This is a genomic window from Rhodococcus sp. 2G, from assembly GCF_001886355.1.
GTDB lineage: Bacteria > Actinomycetota > Actinomycetes > Mycobacteriales > Mycobacteriaceae > Rhodococcus > Rhodococcus pyridinivorans.
Genome location: NZ_CP018064.1, coordinates 146,622 through 170,959, shown reverse-complemented (window position 1 = coordinate 170,959; position 24,338 = coordinate 146,622). Strand labels below are relative to the sequence as shown.

21 protein-coding genes are annotated in these 24,338 nt (G+C 64.7%); 16 read left to right on the top strand and 5 right to left on the bottom strand.

All coding sequences use genetic code 11. The annotated features are described in order from the left end of the window. Positions 1-91 precede the first annotated feature (91 nt). The 5 genes from BO226_RS25595 (at position 92) to BO226_RS25580 (ending at position 8,208) form a co-directional block, all read left to right on the top strand. Positions 92-1,219, top strand: a complete 1,128-nt coding sequence (locus tag BO226_RS25595; protein WP_156895431.1) for a hypothetical protein — start codon at positions 92-94, stop codon at positions 1,217-1,219. 1,647 nt (positions 1,220-2,866) lie between these two features. Next, a complete protein-coding gene (locus tag BO226_RS27815; RefSeq protein ID WP_198040695.1) occupies positions 2,867-3,127 on the top strand; it encodes a hypothetical protein in 261 nt (86 codons plus the stop codon). Further along, complete coding sequence (locus BO226_RS27485) at positions 3,091-3,282, top strand: hypothetical protein (protein ID WP_198040694.1); 192 nt, start codon at positions 3,091-3,093, stop codon at positions 3,280-3,282. The genes BO226_RS27815 and BO226_RS27485 overlap by 37 nt, the downstream gene beginning before the upstream one ends. 1,392 nt (positions 3,283-4,674) lie before the next feature. Next, on the top strand, positions 4,675-4,872 hold the full coding sequence (locus tag BO226_RS25585) for a hypothetical protein (protein ID WP_071936675.1): 198 nt from the start codon (positions 4,675-4,677) through the stop codon (positions 4,870-4,872). Positions 4,873-5,193: 321 nt separating this feature from the next. Further along, a complete protein-coding gene (locus BO226_RS25580; RefSeq protein WP_039583599.1) occupies positions 5,194-8,208 on the top strand; it encodes a Tn3 family transposase in 3,015 nt (1,004 codons plus the stop codon). Between the two features lie 23 nt (positions 8,209-8,231). Here BO226_RS25580 and BO226_RS25575 read toward each other — a convergent pair whose 3' ends face one another. After that, a complete protein-coding gene (locus tag BO226_RS25575) occupies positions 8,232-8,900 on the bottom strand; it encodes a TetR/AcrR family transcriptional regulator (RefSeq protein ID WP_039583585.1) in 669 nt (222 codons plus the stop codon). A 129-nt stretch (positions 8,901-9,029) separates the two neighbouring features. On the opposite strand from BO226_RS25575, the gene BO226_RS25570 reads away from it, so the two are divergent. The 5 genes from BO226_RS25570 (at position 9,030) to BO226_RS25550 (ending at position 14,065) form a co-directional block, all read left to right on the top strand. Then, positions 9,030-10,601 carry an MFS transporter gene (locus BO226_RS25570; RefSeq protein WP_039583601.1) on the top strand — a complete coding sequence of 524 codons (1,572 nt, stop codon included), beginning with the start codon at positions 9,030-9,032 and terminating at the stop codon, positions 10,599-10,601. Between the two features lie 12 nt (positions 10,602-10,613). Then, positions 10,614-10,895, top strand: a complete 282-nt coding sequence (locus tag BO226_RS25565) for a universal stress protein (RefSeq protein WP_225623914.1) — start codon at positions 10,614-10,616, stop codon at positions 10,893-10,895. Between the two features lie 128 nt (positions 10,896-11,023). Continuing rightward, a complete protein-coding gene (locus BO226_RS25560; protein WP_006553200.1) occupies positions 11,024-11,641 on the top strand; it encodes a recombinase family protein in 618 nt (205 codons plus the stop codon). Between the two features lie 143 nt (positions 11,642-11,784). After that, complete coding sequence (locus tag BO226_RS25555) at positions 11,785-12,078, top strand: hypothetical protein (protein WP_071936674.1); 294 nt, start codon at positions 11,785-11,787, stop codon at positions 12,076-12,078. Positions 12,079-12,811: 733 nt separating this feature from the next. After that, positions 12,812-14,065, top strand: coding sequence for an IS256 family transposase (locus BO226_RS25550; protein ID WP_012477009.1), 1,254 nt, complete (start codon positions 12,812-12,814; stop codon positions 14,063-14,065). An 18-nt stretch (positions 14,066-14,083) separates the two neighbouring features. Here the strand turns inward: BO226_RS25550 and BO226_RS27480 are convergent, their stop codons facing one another. Next, complete coding sequence (locus tag BO226_RS27480) at positions 14,084-14,269, bottom strand: hypothetical protein (RefSeq protein WP_156895429.1); 186 nt, start codon at positions 14,267-14,269, stop codon at positions 14,084-14,086. A 181-nt stretch (positions 14,270-14,450) separates the two neighbouring features. Between BO226_RS27480 and BO226_RS25545 the strand changes: the two genes are divergently transcribed. Beyond that, positions 14,451-16,025 (top strand): LA2681 family HEPN domain-containing protein, encoded by a 1,575-nt coding sequence (locus BO226_RS25545; RefSeq protein ID WP_071936673.1) that lies wholly within the window; start codon positions 14,451-14,453, stop codon positions 16,023-16,025. Positions 16,026-16,074: 49 nt separating this feature from the next. On the opposite strand, the gene BO226_RS27475 is transcribed toward BO226_RS25545, so the two are convergent. Beyond that, complete coding sequence (locus BO226_RS27475; RefSeq protein WP_156895428.1) at positions 16,075-18,039, bottom strand: hypothetical protein; 1,965 nt, start codon at positions 18,037-18,039, stop codon at positions 16,075-16,077. A 213-nt stretch (positions 18,040-18,252) separates the two neighbouring features. Then, on the bottom strand, positions 18,253-18,831 hold the full coding sequence (locus BO226_RS27470) for a hypothetical protein (protein WP_156895427.1): 579 nt from the start codon (positions 18,829-18,831) through the stop codon (positions 18,253-18,255). Positions 18,832-19,062: 231 nt separating this feature from the next. On the opposite strand from BO226_RS27470, the gene BO226_RS25520 reads away from it, so the two are divergent. Further along, positions 19,063-19,641, top strand: coding sequence for a hypothetical protein (locus tag BO226_RS25520; protein ID WP_071936668.1), 579 nt, complete (start codon positions 19,063-19,065; stop codon positions 19,639-19,641). A 113-nt stretch (positions 19,642-19,754) separates the two neighbouring features. Here the strand turns inward: BO226_RS25520 and BO226_RS27465 are convergent, their stop codons facing one another. Further along, complete coding sequence (locus tag BO226_RS27465) at positions 19,755-19,958, bottom strand: hypothetical protein (protein WP_138846191.1); 204 nt, start codon at positions 19,956-19,958, stop codon at positions 19,755-19,757. A 69-nt stretch (positions 19,959-20,027) separates the two neighbouring features. On the opposite strand from BO226_RS27465, the gene BO226_RS25515 reads away from it, so the two are divergent. The 4 genes from BO226_RS25515 to BO226_RS25500 all read left to right on the top strand — a co-directional run bounded on the left by BO226_RS25515 (position 20,028) and on the right by BO226_RS25500 (position 24,307). Continuing rightward, positions 20,028-21,536 (top strand): hypothetical protein, encoded by a 1,509-nt coding sequence (locus BO226_RS25515; RefSeq protein ID WP_156895426.1) that lies wholly within the window; start codon positions 20,028-20,030, stop codon positions 21,534-21,536. A 199-nt stretch (positions 21,537-21,735) separates the two neighbouring features. Continuing rightward, positions 21,736-23,373: a conjugal transfer protein gene (locus BO226_RS25510; protein WP_071936666.1), complete on the top strand. Its 1,638-nt coding sequence runs from the start codon at positions 21,736-21,738 to the stop codon at positions 23,371-23,373. Positions 23,374-23,425: 52 nt separating this feature from the next. Next, positions 23,426-23,743, top strand: coding sequence for a hypothetical protein (locus BO226_RS25505; protein ID WP_071936665.1), 318 nt, complete (start codon positions 23,426-23,428; stop codon positions 23,741-23,743). A 57-nt stretch (positions 23,744-23,800) separates the two neighbouring features. Beyond that, positions 23,801-24,307: a hypothetical protein gene (locus tag BO226_RS25500; RefSeq protein WP_156895425.1), complete on the top strand. Its 507-nt coding sequence runs from the start codon at positions 23,801-23,803 to the stop codon at positions 24,305-24,307. Positions 24,308-24,338 lie beyond the last annotated feature (31 nt).

Sequence of the window (24,338 nt, the reverse complement as noted above, 5' to 3'; positions counted from 1 at the left end):
TGCGCTTCCTCCGCAGAAGCGGGGGAAGTCTGGTGGGAAGGGGCCGTCGGGGTGGCGGCGTAAGCCGGCTGATGAGGAGTTGCTGCAGTTCTTGACGCTGCACGGTGTGGTGTCGCTGCGGCAGGCTGCGCGCTGGTTTTATGGCGGCGCGATGAACACTGCGCGGTATCGGGTGCGGTTGATGGAGGAGGCGGGGCTGTTGACCCGTCATCAGGATCAGCCGTGGGCGAGCGCGGTGTTGGTTCCGACGTTGGATGGGCAGACGATCGGGTTGGAGTCGGCGGAGTTCCCGGTGTCGCATTCGACGCTGCGTGGTCACATGTCGGTGCCGTCGAATCTGCTGCACCGGTTGCTGACTGCCGAGCATGCGTTAGCGACTCAGGCTCGGGGGCGGAGGGTTATTTCCGAGCGTCAGATCCGGATGTTGGAGGCGCGCGACGAAACGGAGTCGCACAAGTTGCTGCAGTGGATGGGCGCGAAGTACTCATCTGATGGGTACACCGCGGGTATCTCTCCGTCGACGTTGACGGTCACCGAGTCCGGGCCGGATGGGACCACGGTGGTGGGTGAGCGGAACACCTGGCTCGGGTTGCCGGTGTACACGGATTTCGATCATCGCTCTGCGCCGTACTCGCAGCAGCGATCCGGGTTGCGGTATCCGGACTTCGTTGAGGTCCTCGAGTCGGGGGAGCTCGCGGCTGTCGAGGTGGAGGTGTCGACGAAGTCGGAGTCTCGAATTCGGATGCTTGTCGATAGCTATCGGGATTCTCTTCCGAAGGCTGAGAAGTACGTCGACGCTTCTGGGGTGGAGGCACTGCGGTTGCGGCGTGGACAGTTCCGTCATTGTCGGTGGATCGTGTCGCCGGAGGTGCGGGTGCTGCTGCAGGGAAGCTCGAATTTTTTGACGGGGAAGCACGAGTTGGGTTTGCTGCAGAAGTCGATGCCGGATGTATACGGCCCGAAGTTCGATTGGTCGAATCAGGATGATCGTCGGCCGGTGCGGGTTGTGGAGGCGATGTCGGACGATGCTGGGATTCAGTACGCGCTCGATCAGCGTGCGCTGGAGCCGCAGTACCGTTGCGACTACCGGTCGTGGTCGCGGTGGCGGTCGTTGTGGGCTGAGGAAGTGCCGGCTGAAAAGCAGTCGCTGTACCTGTTTGCGTGGTGGTTGCGCAGTGGGGACAACCACGAGCGGTGCCGGCAGCTCACGCGCCGGTGACGGTGTGATGCCGCTCTGCGCATTGTGTGCGGGGCACGTCGAGATCGTGGTGCGCGATGCTGAGGACAGCTGTTGAGGGCTTGGTTCGGGGCACCGATTCGCGGGTCGTGTTGTCTACGAAAATCCGGGTTCCGGGGCGGGTTTCGCTGCTGAATCTGCACTGGAATCAGCGCAGTTTTCTGCCGGGAAAAAGGGCTGTCGCGGGGTGCTTTCCGGGCTCATGAACGTGGTTGCGCGCGGCTCGCGGGGCATGTCGAGACACCTTGTGAGGGGCTAGGCGCCGATGGTGGGGGCACGACGGAGGGGTCGAGTCAGGTCCGTGACGTCGCGGTGATGGTCCTGGTCGTCGACATCGGTGACCAGGGTTCATAGCTGTGCTGGGAAGGCCGATGTCGGTGATGTTGCTGCCGTCCGGCAGGTCGCTGACGGTCGCTGGATAGGACACTGACCGAGTGGTCGCGCAGAGCGTGCGGGTCGTGGTGTTGAGCAGATCGACCGGTGCTGTGGGTGTTGTCGGCGGTGGAATCGTCAGGTGGGCACCCATTGGCGATGACTTGGTTCGTGGTTCTGAAGGGCGTGGCCACTGTCTCGGCTACCAGGCCGGTGGGGCTCGTGTGCCATCTAGAGCTCCACCGCGCTGGTCCACGAAAGACCTGTCCGGGTGTTGGTTACGCAATGCAGTTTCGCGCGGCGCATCATGCGGAAGCGGGGTCCACGACACGTCCGGTAGGGCCGGAATCGACTTCTGCGCGCGTCGTGACCTCCAGGTACCAGGAGGGTCGTGCCGACTCGCAGCGGGCGTGATGTGTTGAAGAGTGCGGGAGTCGACGTTGCGGCGATCGTCCGTCACAGCGCTCCGTGTTGCGACCCTGCGTTGCGACATCAGGTGGTTATCGACGTCATCGACGGACCGTCGGGGCATTGCGACGGGGCCTGAACTCCCTGTGTTTACAGCGGTGCCCACGGGGTGATTCACGGTGCTCTCGCAACGATCACCGGGAGGGTTCCCGCAACGACAGACCTCAGGGATGCAACGGTCGTCGTGGTTGATGCGCAATGCGAGCCGTGCATTGACGCAACGTCGACCACGTTCATGACGCAACGATCGCCCCCGACGCCGCAACACGAGATAGTCCGCCGCGCAACGCACCCGAACCTGCGAGAGTGCTCTACTGCCCGGGCGGACATTGCGAGCGCAACGTCCACCACAGCAAGTTCGACACTCCGAAGATAGCCACGGTGACACCTCGAAGCCGGCCGTGCACTTGCGAACGCAACGTCCACAGGGCTGATATGCAACGTCCTTCTGCATGCTGAGAGCACCCGGCGTGGACCCGACTTGGATCAGGAAGTGCCCACCGCAACCGTCGAACTGTGGTCGGGAGCCAACGTACGAACGTCACGCAGAAGCCACGTCACCAGATGCCGCAGAAACGCTGCGGTCCGCTGCTGCGAATACTCTGCGGGGACAAATCCGGTTCGAGTGAGATAGGCGGCGCGGTGCAGATCGACGGGAAACAGGCAGCATCTGCGGTGTTCAAACACCTCGGACCTCAAGGCCGCACACGGACCCACAAGACCGATACACCGGGACAGCTCGACTTCAGTACCGGTTCGAGCCGGGGCTGCATCATCCACGACGGCAGCGTGTTGACCGACGTCGAGGTCCGTCACATTCTGCAACGTCACCACGCCGACAACGCCAAGGGCAAGGCGCTCATGTTGTTCACGACAGCAGCACCACAGGTCCGCAAACGTGCCTTCTCGTACACCGCGATCTATCTGATCGGTCCGGGCGGCATCGTCACGCCGTGGAATCGCCGCGCCCGCATCCTCGCCCCCTCACCCCGCAGCAGCAGACACGGCGGCGGGTGCTGTGGGGGACGGTCCTCGCGCTGGTTGCAGTAGCTCTCGTCGCCGCGGCCGTTCTTGTCGTGACGGGGGATGCCAGCGGTCTGGTCCGCTCTGTAGGCATCGCCGTTCTTGTGGTCGCAGTGCTCGCGATCATCGGGGTTGTGGGAGCCGTTCTCGATGCCACCGGTGTGCTCACCAGGCTCAAGTAATCGGTCCCGGCCCCTGCGAGGCCGTCCGAAGAGCCGACACAACCTGCTCCCCAATATCTCCAACCACCCGTTGCGGTGACGTGAAGGACACGCTGTGCGTCAGGCATCGGTTCTCTCCAAAGGGCGCCACGAAGTCTGTACGCCTCCTTGGAAAGAACCGATGCGTGACCGCTACTCGAGCCTTGCACGCATTGCCGGTCATCATCAGGCGTCGGCCGCAGCTCGCCGCTGCTGCCGGCGCCCACCTTTTCCGTCATGCCGTCGACGGCTCGGGATCCGATGAGCGCGACGACGCAGAGCAAGTTCGTGCTGCAACCTCTGCGCTGACAACTTCCCTGGACCGTGAATGCTCGTGCCGTCCGGCCGTTCGATCGTCGTTGCCATTGCCATGTAGTCCCTTCGAGATGCTCGGATTCACCAGCACACAGTAGTGCCCGCACCAGGGCTGCTGCGGCAACGGATTTTGCGTCGATACCAACGCAGACGACTAGATCGAGTGGATTCAAACCCCATTACGGGGCGGAATCATCGCCGCCTACATTCCCATTCCACTGGTACCGACAGCTACCAAGACGATCGATCTCGGAAGGCATAAGCGTGTTTCCGCGGCGAGCAGGTGGCCGCTACTCCTCACGCCTCGGCCCGGAACTCACTAGGGTTCTCGACTGGACTCGGTGGCCTGGCGGCCATCGGGTTCGAGGAGTGGCGGCCTCCGTGCTTCATCCACGATCTATGCGTGGGTGGAGTAGATGCGGACGGCGTAGGTGTGGTGTAGCCGGCCAGCTTGACCGCTTCGCTGGCTTCAGCGGGTCTTCTCCGAGGCTGATGAGTTTGTCGACGGCGAAGGCTTCGGCGGCAGCGCGGTTGGGGTGCACTCGGCGAAGTGCCCACCGGTGGGGATGTGCTGGAAGTCGACTTCGTGTGGGGCGGACGGGTCGGAACGGGGCGCGGCAAGGTTGGTGTTCCCCGTGCAGGAGTGCCTGGTATCGACGGTTTCTGGTCTTGATGCCTGGAATTCTTGCGGAGACGATGCGGCAGGCCGATGCTTCCCGAAGTCCGCTGTCGCGTCCCTCCATCGACCTGCCGCACTTTCACTATAGCGACTCGTAGAACATGTGTTCGATGAACACTCGTCACCGGATCGTTCGACCCGGGACGCGGAGGGTCTTGTTCAGGGCCACGTCCCCCGGTTCGTGAATGGTGTGACCGTACCGACCCGCCGGGCCGACTCCGGTGCAGGGGTGCCCGGTAACGGGTCTCGATGAGTGGCGCGCAGCCCTGATCGGATCACCTGGGCTTCACCCTGAAGTCACCCCCACCGTTCCGCGCCGAACGTGCCAGCATGGTTTCGCCCGACCAAGGCCATCCCCGCCCGAACCCGTGGAGAAAACGATGACACCCAGCGCCGACGGCACGAACAAGGGCGAGCGCGATCGCACCCGACTCGAACGCGAACTGGCTCTACTCGCCGATGTGCGCCGCCGCATCGCCGCATCCGAACCGACTCTGCGCATCCCCACCACCACAGTCGATCGGATCCTCGACGAATACCTGCAGCTGCCTCAACAGGACCCGAGCCACGGACGGTAGCGGCCCCAACAGACAGTTGCGCCCAGCCGGTCGCGGCCGCGCGGTCCAAACGAAGCCAGTGACATGGGATGGACAGGACGATGTCAGCGACAAGAGTGGGCCAGGGGATCGTCCGCGTGTTCACCGGTACCTCAGATTTCTTCTCCACGGCAGGCGATGGCACCCTCGAGACACGGGGTAGCCGTAGCATCCGCCGGAAATCGGGCGGATTTGGCGTATCCGACTGGTGGGCACGGGGTTTCGAGTTCGGCATGCACTGTCGACTGGTTGGTGCTTGACTGCCGATGATGATGTTGGTCGGTGCTGGTGGAGGCTGAGGTCGTGGCGACGCGGATGTTCGCGGACGAGGAGTTGGAACGACTGCGGGGATTCCCGGAGATCAGCCGCGAGGAGCTGTTCCGGTACTTCACGCTGACGCCTGCGGATCTGGCGTTCGTGGATCCGGGCCGGGGCCGGGGCCCAGCCGAGCGGCTGGGCTTGGCGATCGCGTTGTGTACGCTGCCGTGGCTGGGATTCGTGCCGGATCGGCTGGTCACGGCTCCGCCGGTGGCGGTGGCTCGTGTCGCCGAGCAGTTGCGGTTGGATCCGGTGGTGATCGGTGCCTACGGCAGGCGAGCCAAGACCCGCACCGAGCATGTGCGCCTGGCCGCGCGGTACCTGGGATGGCGTGCGGTCGGTGCGCTCGAGTTCAAGGAGCTCGATGAGTTCCTGCTCGCGCGGGCGATGGAGCACGATTCCCCGACTCTGCTGTTCCGGCTGGCGTGTGAGTATCTGATCTCGGCGAAGGTGATCCGGCCAGGCCCGGTCACCGTGGTCGAGCGGGTCGCCCACGCCCGCCACCAGGCCCAGACCGAAACCTATGACCGGCTCGCTCACGAGTTCACTGCGGCGCGGTGCGCGGAGTTGGACGGCTTGCTTGTCACCGACGCTTCGCTGGGGATCTCGCGGTTGCGGTGGCTGTCGACCGGGCCGGTGGAGGCCTCGGCGGCCGCGGTCCGCGCCGAGGTCGACAAGCTGGGTTTCCTGCGCGGGTTGGGCGCTGATCGGCTGGATATGTCGGTGCTGCCCGCCGAGCGGCGCCGGTTTTTGGCCACGATGGGCCGGCGCCTGAGTCCGCAAGCGCTGCAACGTCGGGATCCGCAACGCCGGTATCCGATCCTGCTCACGGTGCTGGCCCAGTCCGGCACCGATGTCCTCGATGAGGTCGTGGCGTTGTTCGATCAGGCGATCTCGGTGAAATTCGGTGCTGCCGAACGGAAGATGCAGCAGCGGCTGGCCGAACGAGGGAAGACTGGAGAGGACCGTCAGGCGCTGCTGGACGATCTGTTGGAAATCGTCACCGACCCCGGCGTTCCGGATGAGGAGATCGGTGCGCTGATCCGCGGCGAGAAGATCGGGTGGGAGCGCCTGCGCGCGGCGATCGCCCAGGCCAAGCCCAGGTTGCCGCGTGATCACGGGCATCTGGCGGCGTTGGATTCCTCCTACAACTACCTGCGTCAGTTCACCCCCGCGGTGCTCGAAGCGGTGCGCTTCTGCGGCGGTACCGCCGCGACCGAGTTGCTGATCGCGGTGAACATGCTGCGCGAGTTGAACGCGACCGGGCGGCGCAAGGTCTTCGATGACGCCCCGACCGGGTTCGTGCCGATGAAGTGGCGCGGCTACCTCGACGAGGCCCGCAAATCCGGCAGCGCGACCGCGTATCGGCACTACTGGGAGTTGTGTGTGCTGCTCGGATTGCGTGACGGGTTGCGCAGCGGGGATGTGTTCGTGCCGGGCTCGCGCCGTTACGCCGACCCGGCCGCCTACCTGCTCACCACCGGGCAGTGGGAACCGCAACGCGTTGAGTTCTGCGGCCTGGTCGGGCGATCCGCCGATCCTGGCGTCGCGCTGGCCACCGTGGTCGCCGAACTGCACGACGCTCTCGGTGAGCTGGAGGAGGTGCTGGCCGGCGGGGACGGCCCGGTCCGGCTGGACGAGGGCGGGGATCTGGTGATCTCGCCGCTGAGCGCGGAAGATGTTCCCGCCGAGGCGATCACGCTCAAGGCCGAGCTGACCGAAATGCTGCCGTTCGCGCCGATCGTGTCGCTGCTGATCGAGCTGGACAAACGCACCGGCTACCTGGACTGCTTCACCCACGCCGGCGGTCAGGCCACCCGGACGCCGGAGCTCAAACGCAACCTGATCGCGGTACTGCTGGCGCACTCGACGAACCTGGGGTTGACCCGGATGGCCGAGGCGTGCGGAATCACCTACGACATCCTGGCCTGGACCGACGAGTGGTATGTGCGCGAGGAGACCCTGCGCGCGGCCAACCTGGTACTGGTCGGCTACCACCAGCGGCTGCCGCTGACCGCGGTGTTCGGCGCCGGAACACTGTCGTCGAGCGACGGGCAGCGTTTCCCGACGCGCGGTAAGTCGACCACGGCGCGGCCGTTGAGCCGCTATTTCGCCAGCGAGGGCCTGTCGACCTACACCCATGTCAGCGACACCCACGCCACCTACGGCACCAAGGTCATCGTGGCGACCAAACGCGAAGCCCACTACGTGCTCGATGAGATCCTGGGCAACGCCACCGATCTGCCGATCACCGAGCACGCCACCGACACCCACGGGGTCACCCTGGTCAACTTCGGGTTGTTCGACCTGCTCGGGATGCAGCTCTCGCCACGGATCCGGGATCTGGGGCGGATCACCCTGTACCGGCCGGGCCCGCGCGCCGAGGCCGAGGCCCGGTTCCCGCACGCGGGCCCGCTGATGACCCGCAAGGCCAACCTGGGTTTGATCGCCGAGCACTGGGACGATCTGCTGCGGTTGGCCGGATCGCTGAAGTTCGGGCACGCCACCGCGTCGCTGTTGGTCGGCAAGCTGTCGGCGTCGGGGCGGCAGAACACCCTGGCCGCGGCGCTCAAGGAGTACGGGGCGCTGCGGCGCACCATTTACGCCGCGAGATACCTCTCCGATCCGGACTACCGGCGCAAGATCTCGCGGCAGCTCAACAAGGGCGAGTCGCTGCACGCGCTGCGCCGCGACCTGCTCTATGCCCATGAGGGGATGATCCGGGCGCGCCACCTCGAGGACCAGACCGAGCAGGCCTGGTGCCTGACCTTGACGACCAACGCTGTGATCGCCTGGACCACAGAGTATTACGGGTTCGCTGTCGAGCAGATGCGCCGGACCGGGCAGCGTATCGATGACGAGGTCCTGGCCCACATCAGCCCGGCCCACAGTGCCAACATCAACTTCTTCGGCGCGATCGAGGTCGACATCGACGCCGAGCTGGCCCAGCTGGGCCCGACCGGGTACCGGCCGCTGCGGGTGCGCGACACCTTGTTCTGACCGCGCGGAACCGGGGCCCGTGGTTACGGCGTGGCGATGTCGATAGCGGTGTCTGCTGGCGTGGGTGTTCGGTGGGCGGTGAGGAAGTTGTCGACGAGCCGGGTGCAGTCGTCGTGGTCGATGCTGCGTAATCCGGTGAGACGGGCGAACACGATCGGGCCGAGGAGTTCGATGATGGCGAAGGTGGTGTCGAGCTCGCCGAGCATCGCGCGGGCCTCGGGACTGGTGAGGATCTGGTCGAACGGGTGGCGGTACTGCTCGATGACGCGCGCGCGCAGCGAGGTGACCGCGGCCGGGTCGGGGTGGTCCTCGCCGATGGAACCCATCGCCAGCCAGGCCAGGGTGGTCATCTGCACCGGAGCCTGTTCGATGAGGTCGGCCTGGCTGGCGAGCAGCGCCAGGAGCCGCTCACGCACGGGCCCGGTGCCGGTCGGTGTGTCGACCTGGGGAAGTAGTCGTTCGAAAGTCGCCGCGAGCAGCTGGGTGGTGCTGCCGAAGTGCCGGTAGAGGGTGGCGCGGGCGACCTTCGACACGCGGGTGACCGCCTCGACGGTGACCGCCTCGACACCGCCGGTGGACAGCAGATGGGTGGCCGCGTCGAGCAACCGGTTGCGTGAGCGCGCCAGTCGCGGATCGGCCTGCTCGTCGTCCGCGGCGAGCGGGTCGGTCGCCGCCGGGCCTGAGTCGGTCATGGACGCGCCTTCCTCCGAATTCGTGTCGTTGAACTCTTGATATGGGTGAACTCTATCCCACCCCCCAACCACTATGATACGAATGGTCTCGTACAGATACCGTTGGTCTTCAAAGTCGGGGAGGTGCCGGTGGCCACACCCGGAACGGACACTGTCGAGATCGCCCGCTGGACCAGGGCCCAGTGGTGGATGCTGGCGGTGTCGTGCCTGGCGGTGGCGCTGGTGGTCGCGGCGATGGCGGCGTTGTATTCGGCGTTGCCGCAGATCGCGCTTGCGACCGGGGCCACCCAAGCCCAGCTGACCTGGATCGTCGACGGCTACACGCTGGTGCTGGCGTGTCTGGTGCTGCCCGCCGGCGCCGTCGGTGACCGTTACGGGCGCCGCGTGGTGCTGGTGGTGGGGTTGGTGGTGTTCGCCGCCGCCTCGGCGCTGCCGCTGCTGCTGTCCGACCCGGCCTGGTTGATCGCGACGCGCGCGCTGGCCGGGGCAGGCGCCGCGCTGGTGATGCCCTCGACGCTGTCGATCCTCACTGCAGGGTTCGCCCCCGCTCATCGCGGCCGGGCGGTGGGGATATGGGCCGGGGTCGCCGGATCCGGGGCGATACTGGGGATTCTCGGTGCCGGGGTGCTGCTCGAACGATGGTCGTGGCTATCGGTGTTCGTAGGGTTGACCGTGGCCGGGGCGGTGCTGGCGGGGTTGGCGTGCACCATCGCCGAGTCCCGCCAGCGCGAGCATCCGCAGGTGGACTGGGTGGGCGCGGTGGCGGTGGCGGTCGCTGTCGCGGCGATCGTGTTCGCCGTGATCGAGTTCCCCGCGCGCGGCTGGGCCGACCCGCTCGTCGCCGCCGCCGCCGGGGTCGGCGTGGCCGCGACGGCGGCCTTCGTGGTCGTCGAGCTGCGCTCGGCGGCGCCGCTGCTGGATGTGCGGTTGTTCGCCCGCCGTGGTTTCGGTGCCGGGTCGCTGTCGGTGACCATCCAGTTCCTGGTCACCTTCGGGGTATTCCTGCTGCTTGTGCAGTACCTGCAGCTGGTCTTCGGTTACGGGCCGCTGGCCTCGGCGCTGGCGTTGGCGCCGATGGTGGTGCCGCTGGTCGTGATCTCGGTGATCGCGCCGTGGCTGTCGAGCCTGGTCGGGTTACGGGTGATGACCGTGGCCGGCCTGCTCACCATCGCCGCCGGGCTGGTGCTGGTGAGCCGGCTGACACTCGCCGCGCACTACCTCGACCTGCTGTGGCCGCTGCTGATCATGAGCGCGGGCCTGGGATTGTGCACCGCGCCGGCGACCTATGCCATCGTCGCCGACACCCCCGAGGCCAAACACGGGGTCGCCGCCGCGGTCAACGACGCCGCCCGCGAGATCGGCGCCGCGATCGGGATCGCCGTGGCCGGCAGCGTGCTGGCCGCCGGCTACACCCACCGCATCCAGCCCGCCCTGCCCCAGTTGCCCGAGCCCGCCCGCGGCCCGGTCGCCGATTCCCTGGCCGCGGCGCTGCAGGTCGCCGACCAGGCCGGACCGGTGGCCGCACCGCTGGCCGAGTTCGCCAAGGCCGCGTTCGTGCACGGCAGCGGCCAGGCCGCGCTCGCCCTGGCCGCCCTCACCACCGTCGGGGCGATCGTGCTGGCAGTACTGGCCCCCGGCCGCGCACCACGCCGCCGATACATCTCGACCATTTCCCCCGCAAAACACGCTCCCTTCTCGTGAAAGACGCCCGTCATGACGGCCTATCGCACGATCATCGTCGACACCGACGGATCCGACCGCTCCTACCGTGTGGTCGACCACGCCGCCGAACTCGCCCACGCCACCCACGCCCGGCTCCTGATCATCTGCGCCCGCCACCCCATCGACGCACGTGAGCTCGGGGCGGACCTCGACCGGCTCGGACCCGACGCCTACCAGCTACGCGGCACCACTCCCACCGAGGCCATCCTGCGGACCGCCCACCAGCACGCCCTCACCCACAACACACCCCCACACACCGATAACACCCCCTGACCTGTTCCGTAACCGGATCGGCCACCGGAACACCACGCAGAGCCAACGTCGGCCCAGCTCACCGGTGTTCCGTAGAGGTGTTCCGCTGACTGTGCCGGTCAGCCCCCGCTATCTGGAACACTTTCGGCATGGGTGAGCCGTTCCGCGTCGGATACTGCCGCTGCTCCACCGACGAACAAGACGTCGAGATCCAAACCGAGCAGCTATTGGCGCTCGGAGTGCCGCGTGAGCGGATCTTCATCGACAAAGGGTTCTCCGGGACCACCCGCAAGAACCGGGCCGGGCTCGACAACGCACTCGCCGCCGTCACCTCCGCCGCGGCGGCCATCGACGGGCGACAGGTAGTGCTGACCACGCCGAAGTTCGACCGATTCGCACGCAACATGGCCGAAGCAGGCCAGACCCTGACCGAACTGCGCGAGCGCGAGGTGCTGTTCGGACTCGGGAGCTCGATCTACGACTGGAACGACCCGTTCGGCAAGCTCTTCCTGCAAACCTTGGCCATGGTCGCCGAATTCGAGGCCAACCTCAACCACCTACGCACCCGCGAGGGCATGGCCAAGGCCCGCGCGAAAGGCAGGCTCAAGGGCAAGCAGCCGAAACTTCCTCTCACGGCACGGAAAACAATCCACCGCCGCTACCACGACCCCGCCGACGACGCGAGCCTGGCGGACCTGGCCGAGGAATACAGCGTCGGCCGCTCCACCATCCACCGCATCGTCAGCAGTGCTGCACCACGAGCCTGAGAATTCACCAGCCTGTCGTCAGGATCCCGCTACTTTGCACTTCCTGACAACCTTGGGTTGCGGGCCCTTACGTCCCACACGAGTTCTGGCCCGAATCGGATCGTCGGCGAGCTGGGCGGATACGCCGCGCCCGCCAGGAGCCGGTGGCGAGACAGACGATCGTTTCGACCCAACAGGCCGAGCGGATCACCGACCGGGCACTACGCCATATCCGCCCGATTTTCGGCAAATGCTACGGCTACCCCGACACGCACGCAAACACCCGGACTGTCGATCACATTGTGCGCACGCTCGACCTTCTGGTCATCGAATACCTCTGCTCGTCACACCTCTTGCACCTGATCGCGACCAGTTTCGCCAGGCAGGCCAGCGCCGAGCTCAACCTGTCGCCGCCACCGTCCACTGGCACGCCGCTTCACCCGAACGGGCGGCGCTAAGGTCGACTCGACCATCGATCCGACGCTGTAAACCGCCTGGGGAAGACGTCGGGAACAGCCCGAAACGAGGCCCGCATGCTCCCTTGTTGCCCGACAACGTAGTAGGGCTGACGGGCGCGCAGGCCGATTTTGAGCTGTTACCGGCGTTCGGGCGGTCACCGCGAGCGAGCCGTTCGGTCGACTTTTCGGTGCTTGCGGTGCTGTTATCGTCACCGCGCACATAGCGATCGAGTGCTCGACGAGCTGTTACCAGCTGATCAGCGCCAGGTCGGTAACAGCTCGAATCGCGCGTGACTGCAATGTTGGTTGAGGGCTCTCTGCAATGGAAACGCCCGTTGTGAACGGCAGCGATACGTTCGTGGGAACAGTCGCTGCCCCGTTCGTCGCGATGAAGAACGCAACCTCGTGGCCTTAAGGTAAAGGACGACCTGCGAGCGGAGGTCGTCTTCAGCGGTTGCGGATGGTCATCACAGAACCTGCGGTTCGGGGATAGCCCTTGGTTTGAGACCGCGGTTGTTTCCGACGTGATGCGCGTGGGCTGGGTGGGGACATCCCGTGAAGTTGGGCCGTCAGCCGCCTGTGTCGGGCCATTGCGTCTGAGTAGTGCCCCATAGAGTGGTGTAACCCGGTGACCAGCACCACAACCGACAGCGTGTCGCTGCTGGACGTGAAACGGTCACCGCGTGATCCTTCGAGTCAACCTTCCACAGAATCCTCGAACGGAGTCATCACGATGACCGCACCCCACATTGTCGACCCTGCGGGTGTATTGCACCAAGCCCTGACCGACGCGTCTCCCGACCTGATGCGCGAACTGCTACAAACCATGATCAACGCCCTGCTGTCCGCCGAAGCCGACGCGGTCTGCGGCGCCGAATGGGGCCGACAGTCCACCGAACGAGTCAACCAGCGCAACGGATACCGACGCCGCCCGCTCGACACCCGCGTCGGCACCATCGACGTCGCCGTCCCCAAACTCCGGTCCGGGACGTATTTTCCCGAATGGCTCCTCGAACGCCGTAAACGCGCCGAAGCGGCATTGATCACCGTGGTCGCCGACTGCTACCTGGCCGGGGTCTCCACCCGCCGGATGGACAAGCTGGTCAAAACCCTCGGCATCAACGCACTGTCGAAGTCCCAGGTCTCACGCATGGCCGAAGACCTCGACGAACAGGTCGCCGCGTTCCGGCAACGCCGACTCGATCACGCGGGCCCGTTCACGTTCGTCGCCGCCGACGCATTGACGATGAAAGTCCGCGAGAACAAGCAGGTCGTGAACGCAGTCGCGATGGTCGCCACCGGAGTCAACGCCGACGGGCACCGCGAAGTGCTGGGCCTGCACGTGGCCACCAGCGAGACCGGGCCGGCATGGAACACCTTCTTCGCCGACCTGGTCGCCCGCGGTCTGAGCGGGGTCCGGTTGGTCACCTCCGATGCACACCGTGGTCTGGTCGATGCGATCGCGGCGAACCTGCCCGGTGCTGCGTGGCAGCGATGCCGGACCCATTACGCGGCGAACCTGATGGGTGTGTGTCCGAAGAGCATGTGGCCGGCGGTCAAGGCGATGTTGCATTCGGTCTACGACCAGCCGACCGCCGATGCGGTCGATGCCCAGTTCGATCGTCTTGTCGAGTACACCGAGGACCGGCTCCCGGCGGTCGCCGAGCACCTGGGCAATGCCCGCCAGGATCTGTTGTCGTTCAGCGCATTTCCGAAGGATGTGTGGACTCAGGTGTGGTCGAATAATCCGGCCGAGCGTCTCAATCGAGAGATCCGACGTCGGACCGATGCGGTGGGGATCTTCCCCAACCGTGACGCGGTCGTCAGGTTGGTCGGTGCTGTTCTGGCCGAGCAGACCGATGAATGGACGGAGGGCCGGCGGTATCTCGGGCTCGAGGTGCTGGCTCGTTGTCGTGCTGTGGGCACCGCGCCGGAGAGTGTCGGGGAGGTGGTTACGGAACCTGCTGCCGCGATTCCTGCTGCATAGTCAGGACAGGAGAAGGGATCACCGTCCTACACCACCTTCTGGGGCTTGACCTGCGTCTGCTGCGAGTTGTTGTTCCTGGACGGTCCACGGCCGGTATTTCAGAATGTTGTTCATCTTGAAGAGGAACAGTTCGATGCGCGCGATTTCTCCGCGCATCTGCTGAAGCTTTTTGCCTTTGGAGGGCTGCTTCCGGTTGTGCGACATGCTGGTACCTGCTTTCGTCGCCGTGAGCTGTTGATACCGCATTGTGTGGTCTCAGGCAATGGGCGCCGGCAACCGAGCCTGTGCACGCGGTCAGTAGCAAGTCCTGCTGTCGGATTGTGGTCGTAGGCTGAGCCCTTCGCTGGGCGCACCGTGGCCCGCTGGCAGGCTGGAGGCAAAGAGCATGAATGACGCCGAGTTCATGGAGTTGCAGAGCTTCATCATCGAGCTCAACGACACGGTTGGCCTTTCGCGGTTCGCCGACGTCATGAGCACGTTGCAACAGATTCAGGCGACGGTGTCAGCGTCTACTGTCGACGCGGAGAAGCGGTGCTGGCTCTTGTTCTTGCTGTCCTCCACGATGAACAATTTGGCTGCGGCGGCAGAGAGCATCGAAGGTCTCGAACTGGGTGTCGCGTGGGCGAGATCGCTCATCGATGACGAGGAAACGCCTGAACACGTTGCAGCAGAGGCGATGTACAACGTCGGTACCGGACAGGCATCTATCTATCACATTCGCGAGTTGGCGGACATCGGTGAAGACACCGCAGAGCTCAACCCGTCGTTTCGGCTGAAGAACATCGACGATCTTCGCACGGTTCGACGCATCCTTAGGGCGGCCGGCCACGAGGAGTACGCAAGCGCAGAACAGCGGAGCCGGGCACTGTGCAACCTCGGCAATACCCTGGACGATTCCGGTAGATGGGTCGAGGCATACACGGCGTATTCCGATTCGTTGAAGTTGGATCCTTCCAACGGCAACGCGGCCGGGAACGCAGCTGAGCTGCTGCGGCGCAGGCTCGAGCACGGACGAGACGAACTGGGGCACATCGCTGCGGCCTACGACCGATACCTGCAGATCGCGAAAACCTTGAGTGCTCGCACCGCTGAAATCGCAGGCGCGCAGGTGGCTCAACGCTGGGATTCGTTGGAGCCGGTCGGCGGGCAGGGGCACTTCCGTCATGTCGGTGACGAACTGGACCCGTACCACCAGTGGATCGTTGAGCATCGCCTGGCGTTGACGGCAACGGTAGAGGGATTGGGGGGAGGTGGTGACCGCTGGGACAGCGCCGGGCTTGAGGGCGTGGTGCCGTCAACGCCAGGCGAGTCCGTTCCTCCGATCTTCGCTGCTATGAACGTGCTGAAAGCCGAGTATCTGGTGGCGAGGAGAATGGCCTACCGGGGACAACTGATGGTGAACGAAGCCGGGGTCTCGCAGCATCCGGATGATTCAGGGCTGTACACCGATACCCTCGACGGTGGCATCTACGGTGAGGGGCCTGCGCTGCTGTTGCTTGCCCAACGCTCTGCACTTGACGTACTGGACAAGATCGCGGTTGCCGCGAATGAGCACTTTGAGGTGGGCATCGACCCGGGCAAAGTGTCCTTCGCCGGGTTTTGGCAAGACAAGAAGTCGCATGCGGTGCGGCCCAGCTTGTCTGACGGGGATCCCGGATACCTGCATGTTCTTGCGTTGGCCGAGCTCGCTGCCGATCTGTCCGACGACGGCATGTATCCCAACGCTCGGCTGCTGCGGAATGCCGGCACTCACCGGATCGTGCACGCGACCTCTGGTTATCCGACCGGGCCGACGAGGGAAACCTTCAGCACAGTCGATCTGGATGAGCTTATTCAGGCTTCCGTGGAGGCGTTGTGGGTGTGCAGAGCGGCCTTTCTGTACTTCGTCGATCTCCTGGAGAGCCAACTCCCTGACGTCGACTCGGCGGACCAGGTGTGGACGCTCCCTAACCAGAAGTGATCCTGCGCGTCTGTCTGCTGCTGGTGCGCCGCCGATAGTGCGGGCGAGGTCACGCGGATTGAGCTTTCGTGCGGAGGGCTTCGACCTGGGCGACACGGTGCATCGCGCTTGCCCAGTCGCAGCTGCCGTCGGCGAGAGTGGGGAACTGCCCGTACGTGTGGCGGACCGACAGCGCGGGCTTAGCTGAAGCCGGTGCGCTGCGCCACGTGACTTCCGCGCACCACCAGGCCCAGACCAGGGACTCATGTCGATACCGGGTACGGCGGCGCTCCAGCACCCCGTCAACACCTAAGAACGTCGCCACACCGCGGTAGATGCGTTCGCGGTCGATGGCTTGGCCGTGACGGACGAGGCGGTGCGTCTCCAGCACTCGGATCGCGGTGTCGAGATGCCTTCGCGACAGCCCTGTTGCGGCCTGTAGCCCTTCTGAACGGAGGGTGGGGGAGTGGCACATCCACCAGTGCACGATTGCCGTGGTAGGTCCGAGGCTCGAGTGTTGCCAGACATCACGATTCAGGTGGGAGAGGTAGTTGCGAGCTCGATCGAGAGCATGTTCCGGGAGGGCTTCTGGGGGGTGGGAAACCTTGTGTCCACGTACATGTACTGCAGGTATGCAGAGGCGGTATGCGGCGGCTTTTGTGCCGGCGTGTTGGCGTGTGCGGATGAGCCAGCCGGTGTCCATGAGTTCCCGCACGGTGTTGGCGAGTACGGATTTGGTGGTGCTGGCTGCGATGGCCCAGCGGCGGACGTCGAGTTCGAAGTCGTCGACGGTATCGGCGCGGTACATCAGGTCAGCGATTGCGGCCAGTGCTGCCCAGCGGCGGAACGCTTGTGGGGAGCCGCGAAAGAATGGGTGTTGCTCGGCTGCGGTGAGGGCCGCGCGGACGTGTTGGCGTGCGTGGCTGGTGGGTGTGTCTTCAGGGGGCGGGGGTGCAGCGGCGGCTGCGGTGAGGGCGCGGTGCCATTGTCGGGCTGTGTGCTCTTTCGGGTCTGGGCGGGGAGCGCGGTGTCCGTTGGAGGTAGGTGCACTGCGCAGGTGTTCGAGGCCTGGCAATCGGGTGACGGTCGCGGCGCGGGTGATGTCTTCGAGTGACCAGTGTGAGTGGGCGGCCGACAGCATGATGGACCAGGCGATACGGGATGTGTCGGCGTAGGGCGCGGGGTTGGCCTGTGCGAGGCGCTGAATGTGTTCTGGCAGTGGCCTGGTGGCGCCTGGGATCATGCCGATTTGATGATCGATTACCCTAAGCTGTTTCGTCACAGTGACGTTTCTAGGGTTGTCGCGTCCATCGTTTTCCGTCGGACCTGTTGCGGGTCTGGCCCAGTCGAGGAGGGCGTCGACAGCGCTGGGATCTGCGCCTTCGCTGGCCCACTCGAGCGCACGTGCTGCCGGCCGGCCCGCTGTCCGTAGCGCCTGAGAGTGGCCACCGAACCGATGAGGGGAGCCCGGAGCGCGGACACAGCCCGAGGTCGAGTTCCGCAGCGGTGTGGCGTCGAACACTTTCCCGTAGCGGGTAGTGAGAGCGTTAGCGAGCCTTCGGACTTGGAGAGACTCAACAGGGGAAGTCAGCCGGATCCACAGGTGTCGACCATTGCGGCCGCCCGATGCGCACAGCAGATGGGGGACGTCGAGCTGGTGCAGTTTACGGCTGACCTGTTCTGCTGCTCGGCGGGCAGCGCCAGTCGGTGTACCGGGGCGATCGTCGAAATCGAGTCCGAGCAGGTGGAATCGGCCGCTGCGGTCCGTGAGATAGAGCGCCCATGGTGTATTCGGCGGCTCGTCGGGAATCCGCTTGGGGGTATACCGGTGGTCTCGGTGGAAATCGACACGGATGGTGGCGCGCGGAGACCAGCCCCGGACGATCCTGAAGATCTCGTCGGAGGTGAGTGTGGAGTTGTCGGATGCAGACAAACTGTCCGATCCGTCGGAATTCGACAGGGTGGATGGGGCCGACACGGCAGCGTCAGTGGACGCAACCGCGGGCGTGCTTGTACCCTGGAGCTCACTGGTCAAGTGAGTCCTTCCAGTGGAGGGGCACCCCAGTCGGGTCGCCGAGCGCCAACTCGGTCCGACACCTAATTTCAGATCACATGAGACCCCGGTTCCTGGCAGAGCGGGGTCTCATGTATTTCCGGGGAGGTGCGGTGTTCCAGCGTGTAGCTGGTGAACGCGACCTCGGCGGTGCCCCTGGATGAAGTTGTTCAGGCGCCGTACTCGGCGCGGCAACTAGATCGCCAGTGACAGCACCCCCTGTTCTTCACGGTTACGGGTCGCGACCTGCTTGCCGAGCATCGTGGTGGCGAGCGAGGGGTCGAGTGCGAGGGCGTACATGTCGGAAAGGGCCGAGTCGAACGTCGTGTTCTCGACGACCCGCAGGCCGATGGCCAGCAATGCGGAGAACACGAGGAGCATCGGGATCTTTCCGTCGGGGGAGATCCCGTCGCGGAGTTCTTCGATGCGTTCAACGACAGGTGTGGGTGCCCGTCCGATGAGGTTGACGATGCTGTCTTTAGTGTTGGAGGGGTTGAACTGGACTTGGCCGTCCCCTGTGGTGCGGGTCAGCGGCATCAGTTCATCCATGGCGGCATCCAACTCCGCGCTGTGGCGTACGCCGAGCAGGAGGAGAGTGCCGACTACGTCGCCGAGGGGGGTGCTGGTGTCCTCGGCAATAGCTTTGATCGACGTGATGGTCTGCGCGGGAACTCGGGTAGCGACGAATCGCCGATCGCCTTTGGATCGTCGTCCAAGGCGCCGACCGTTCCTGCTGCATGCAGCAGCCATGGCAAGCCCCCAAATGTGGTTCATGCATCTCCGATGGTGGTGACTGTACAACATCGCCACCGCTTTCCGATAAGGATAGGGGTGCCCTGATCTTGGAGCGGCAGCGACACGCCCTTATCTGAAAAAGGTTGCGCGTCGCTCCTGCGCGCCGTCGAGGTACCTCGAACCCTGCTGCGACCCCCTCTTCCCCCGAACACCCCGTGCGATGATCCCCACCATCGGAGAAAAGGCCACTACCAGGAGGTCCGGCCACGCATGGGGTCAAGAACCGACGCGGAACAGCATGACACACGAAATCCCTCGAGCACCGTCAACACCATCGGTCTCGCAGCCGTGTCCGCTGTCGTCGTCCTCGCCGCACTACCCGGCGTCGCCGCAGCAGCGATCTTCTCGATCCTCGCCTACGAGCTCCGCCGCGTCCGCGTCCGCATCTGGGCCACCTGGGCAGCAGCCACCGCAGTCCTCGGCATCGCAGCCGCCGGCTTCTCACCGATCACGTGGCTGTACTGGTCCACGTCCTTCGCCACCCGCACCTGGCTCTCCACAGTCGCCGAATCATTCCCCGCCGATAGCAGCGGACTACGCGGCTGGATGCGCACCCACTCCGACGCAAGCATCCTCGAAGTCGTGGGGACCCAACTCGGATTCGGCATCCCGATCGGCTTCACTGTCACCATCGTCGTGATTGTTGCGTTCCGCGCGCGCCCACGCGCACTTCGCGGCCGCATCGAGGGCCCCGAGCACTCCAACATGCGACCCGTCGGCTTCCTCGACCGTCGACGACGCGCCATCGAACGCCAGAAAATCGCCGACGGCTACTACACGGGAGCCTGAACATGTTGAGTAACCGCCGCACCGAACCGACCATCGCACTAGGGGTGGGGCATTACGGCCACCCCGTGCTGACACCATCCAAGTCGTTCAAGAAGGCCGCGCTGATAGTCGGATCATCTCGTTCCGGCAAGACACGCCTCGCGACCTCCCTCGTCGACCAGCAGGTCCACGTGGAAGGGGGAGGCAACCTCACCATCGACATCAAAGGCGACGACGCGCTGGTCAAGTCCAAAGCTCGACTGGCAGAACGCGAAGGACGCTCGTTCCTGCACTTCGCTCTCGCACCGAAGAACGGCGGGGGATACGAGCAACCTCATCCCTACGCTCCTCCCGTACCCGCCCGATACGACCCACTCAGCCGAGGAAACGGCAAGTCCAAAACGGAGATGCTTCTCAAATCGGTTCCGCGAGACGGTGACGCAGCCGCATACCTTCGAGCGGCACAGGAGATCACTGAGCTTGCATGGAACATCGCCGCGTTGACCGGATACGACCGCACCGTCGGCGCAGATGGCCGCACGCGGATCTCAGCGCTGGAAACGCTGATGAACATGCTCTCCGTGGTCGGCGACGGGGGCGGCGAACTCGAACGTCAAGCCGCTGCCCTGAACGTGGGCACCGTTCGCACCTACTACCCGCACCTGTCCGATGACGAAGCCGGCAAGCGAATCGCGACACTGCGCGCCCGGGTGCAAGCCGTGATGGGCGAACTGAAGAAGGGAAGCACCATCACCGCACAGGCTGCTTCCAATACCCGACAACTGGTCTCGACATACGTCAACTCCTCTGCACTGTTTCCCGGCACGTTCGGCACCGGCCGCAGCCCCGCGGGGCAGATCGACCTGATCCGAGCGATCCTCCGCGGAGAAATCGTGGTCATCAGTCTGCCGGCGCAGGATTATCCCGACTTCGCCGCCATGATCTACACGATGATCCTGCTTGATCTTCAAAATGCGGTCGCAACCCTGCGAGCCCGCAAACTCGCTGTCTCCCAATACCTCGCGCTCGACACCGGGGTCGCGGACAGCACCCCCTGGCCACCGTTCATCGTCCAGATCGAAGAGCTGGGCAGTGCGGTGAACTCCGCCTCCGCCGAAGCGCTCATCAATCTCCTCAACAAGTCCGCCGATATGGGCATCCGTGTCGTGGCCTCCACGCAGGCGCTTGCCGACGTGCGGCAGGTCGACGACGGAAAAGGCGTGTGGTTGGACCGACTCCTCGCCCAGGTTGATCACTTGTTCGCCCTGCAGCTCAACACCGAAGCCGACGACGAGATCGTCTGTGGCTTCTCCGGCAAGGTCACCAAGCAGTTCGCCACGAACGAGACTGCCGTGTCGAACAACCGCCTGCGAATCTTCACCGGCGCATCGGAATCGAAGATGGTGCGCGGTTCCGAGCAACAGGACACCCGTATCCCTTTCGGCACCACACAAGCACTCGACCGCGATTCGTGGGAAATGGTGTACGTGACGAAGGCACCGAAACTGACCGCTGTGCACACCACGGCCCCTGAAGGGCCGAACAACTGGTACGAAATCATCGAGATGGTCCCGGTATTCGAACCGGAGCTCGGCTACAACCCGTTTGCCGGCGACCCGGAGCTGATCGACGCCACCCGCGAAGCAGCTCGCACCACCGCTATCGCCCTCAACGAGGAACTCTCCAAGCGCAGCTCGAAGCTTTTCGAGATCGTCGACGGGGTCACCGAGAAGGCCGACATCGAGCCCGTCTCCGCCGTCACCGCTGTATCCAGCGAGGACAGCACCGCGTTCGATGCGTTCGACGATGCCGCTGGTCCAGAAGGCGACCACTTCACGCACGTTGATCGAAGTGCCGAAGACGATTTCGGCAGAGAGCCTGCGGCGGCCGAACCCAGCGTCTGGGACCGATTGTAGAAGCCCCCGTGTCCTTCTCACCGCTCCGCGCGGATACCACCGGCCCGCAAGAACGCTTCAGTCTGAGTCATCGCGACGAAGCCGGACCACCGGAACGGGCTGTCCTACGCTGACGTCCATCGGAGAACGAATCGCCTGGCGCGCACACCAGTCAATGTGCGTACCAGCGCAATCCTGATGAACGGCGGAAGGGACGCATGTGTCGAAGGACGCTGAGCTGATCGACCGGGCCGCGGTTGTCCTACCGGACGGATTCCGGCCGGCCCGCACCGACAAACGCATCCCGGTGCGACGCATCTACGCTCGATTCAATCCTGCTCGAGACTCGGTCCAGCCCCATCTGCACGCTCTTCTCGGCATGTCTCCTGATCCCGAGCCGCAGCCGGATCCAGTCCCCGCCTACGAGCAGCCACCGGCGACGCCCGTTCCCGATCCCGCTGACGACGGCTCCGACTGGTACGACATCGACGGCGAGCGAATCTACCGGTGGGTCCTCCAAACCGAAGACAGCCACTTCATCGCATCCGACGCCGCCGGCAGCGAACTGCGCGACGAGAACGGTCAGCGTATCTACGTCGACGAAGATGGACGTGCCATCGCTGCGCCCGAACTTCACGTTGACAACGCGGCCAGCACGGCTGCCGACTACCCGACCACCAACACACCGACCCGTAAGAAATCCCTGATCAGCAGAACCAAGGCCCTCGTCAGCTCCGACAGTGACGCCAACTCGAGCTCTGCGCAAGTCTTCGACGGCAACGGTGTTCCCATCGAAGACTTCGACATCGGCAAGATTGGTAAGCAACCGACCGTCGGCCGCCACAATCGCGGGCGGCGCGCCCTCGCCATCGGGGTGACAGCCTTGGCTGCCTGCTCGGCCGCCGGCCTCATCACCGGAGTGGTGTTGGGTCGCTCATCGGTACCAGCCGAAGGAGCAATTTCTGCCGAAGAAGCCGCCGCCTATCGCTTGACGACCTTCCCGGTCAACGCTGCGGTGGGATTCGCGCAGCAGTACCTCGATGTATGCCTCACCCACGGTGACGACGAGTCCGTCAAACGTCGCGAACAGTTACTCCAGGCTATGGGGACACCCGGAGCAGCGGAAAGCTGCGGATGGACTTCCGGTGGACTGCAACAAGAACCGTCCATGATCGTCTGGGACGGCACCGTCAGCCCGATCACCGAGTTCCCCGAAGGGGACGCCGCGTATCTGGGGTTCACCGTGTCGGTGTCCGACGGTCAGTACCTGAGCATGTCTGTTCCGGTGTGGGTGCGCTCCAGCAAGGTCAGCAACGACATGCGGATCGTCGGAGACATCGGGGTCACCGCACCGATGCGCTTGGACAACCCGCCCCCAGCCGAACCGAACCTCAAGGAAGATCCGAATCTCGCAGCGCAGACGAAGGACTCTTTGATCCGACCCTTCCTCGCAGCCTGGGGTGCCTCCGATAGCGGTCAGCTCAACCTTGTTCTCGCGGACTCAGCGGTCGCGCGCGCCAAGACCGGACTCGGTGGCATGGTCACGAACCCGAAGATCGACCAGATCACCGTCCGGTCCCCCCGCGCGACCTCCACCCCCGCAAACCAACCCGTCTCCTACGAGGACGGCAACGTGGCTGTGGCAGAGGTGCGAGTGACCTGGGACGTACCGTCATCGGAATCCACCCAGACCACCGGATATCGCGTCGAGATCGTCCGGCACTCCGGTAAGTGGCTCGTCGTCGACGTCCGCGCAGGCCTCGTTGACCGCGGAGGCGCCGCCAGTAGCGGATCCGGCATTGGATCGGCGAACGATTTGGTCCCAGGAGCAGCGTCGACTCGCGGCAACGGCGAATAGCTAACCATCCCATTCCGGCACCGACGCCGGGCCCAACCGAAAGGGAACCTCCATGCTCATCCTCACTGCGACGGATCTGCTTGCTCAATCCGGAACGAGCGGCATCCAGTCGATCATCAACAACTTCACGACCGAAATCCGAGTTCTCGGTGTCGCCGTCATGGTCATGATGATGGTCGTCATCGGCGTCATGATCGCCATCGCTTCCGGCAAGGAAGGCGGCTGGCGGTCGAGTATCCAGAAGCTCATCGGCGTCCTCGCCGCAGGACTGGTCATCGGCGGCGGCCCCGTGTTGGCCACCTACATGGTCGACACCGGAGAGCAAGTCACCGGCGCGAACAGCAACAACAGCGTTGTCCAGTTCGAATGACCGCACCCAGACCTCATAGCTGACGGGAGCACCATGCCTGTTGAAGGCCGCTACGCAATGGACCGCACGCGAGTGATGAACCACCGCAACAAGATGTGGCGGCTCGGTAAGGACTTTTCCCTGGTCGCTATCGGGGGCGTCGACGCGCAGCTAGCTGGCGTTGCCGGCGCGGTCACAGCACTCAGCATGGTGGTGCTATATCCACTCGGGGGCATACTCGACCAGCGGGCCGTAGTCCTGCCTGTTGGCGGGCTACTCGTATTCGCAGTTTCCTACTTCGTTGCCCAACTCCGCTTCGGCAGCGACGAGTCACCCTTGCAATGGATGCGACTGCAATGGGCGCAACGGTTCAAGAACCCCGACCTGCTCGCAGGTGGCGGCGCCAACAAAAACCCCGGTGATCTGCATTGGGTAGCGATCGTGTGGCGTCCCGAATGGGCCAAGATCGACCTCCGCCGCACGGTGAAAGCGCCGATCTATGACCCCCAGCCCACCAGGCGGGAGTCGTTCGTTCCGAAGAAGAAGCCACCGCGCATCACCTACGACCAGCTACTCGACGCATAAACCAGACATCCGACAGGGCAGGGAGAAGACC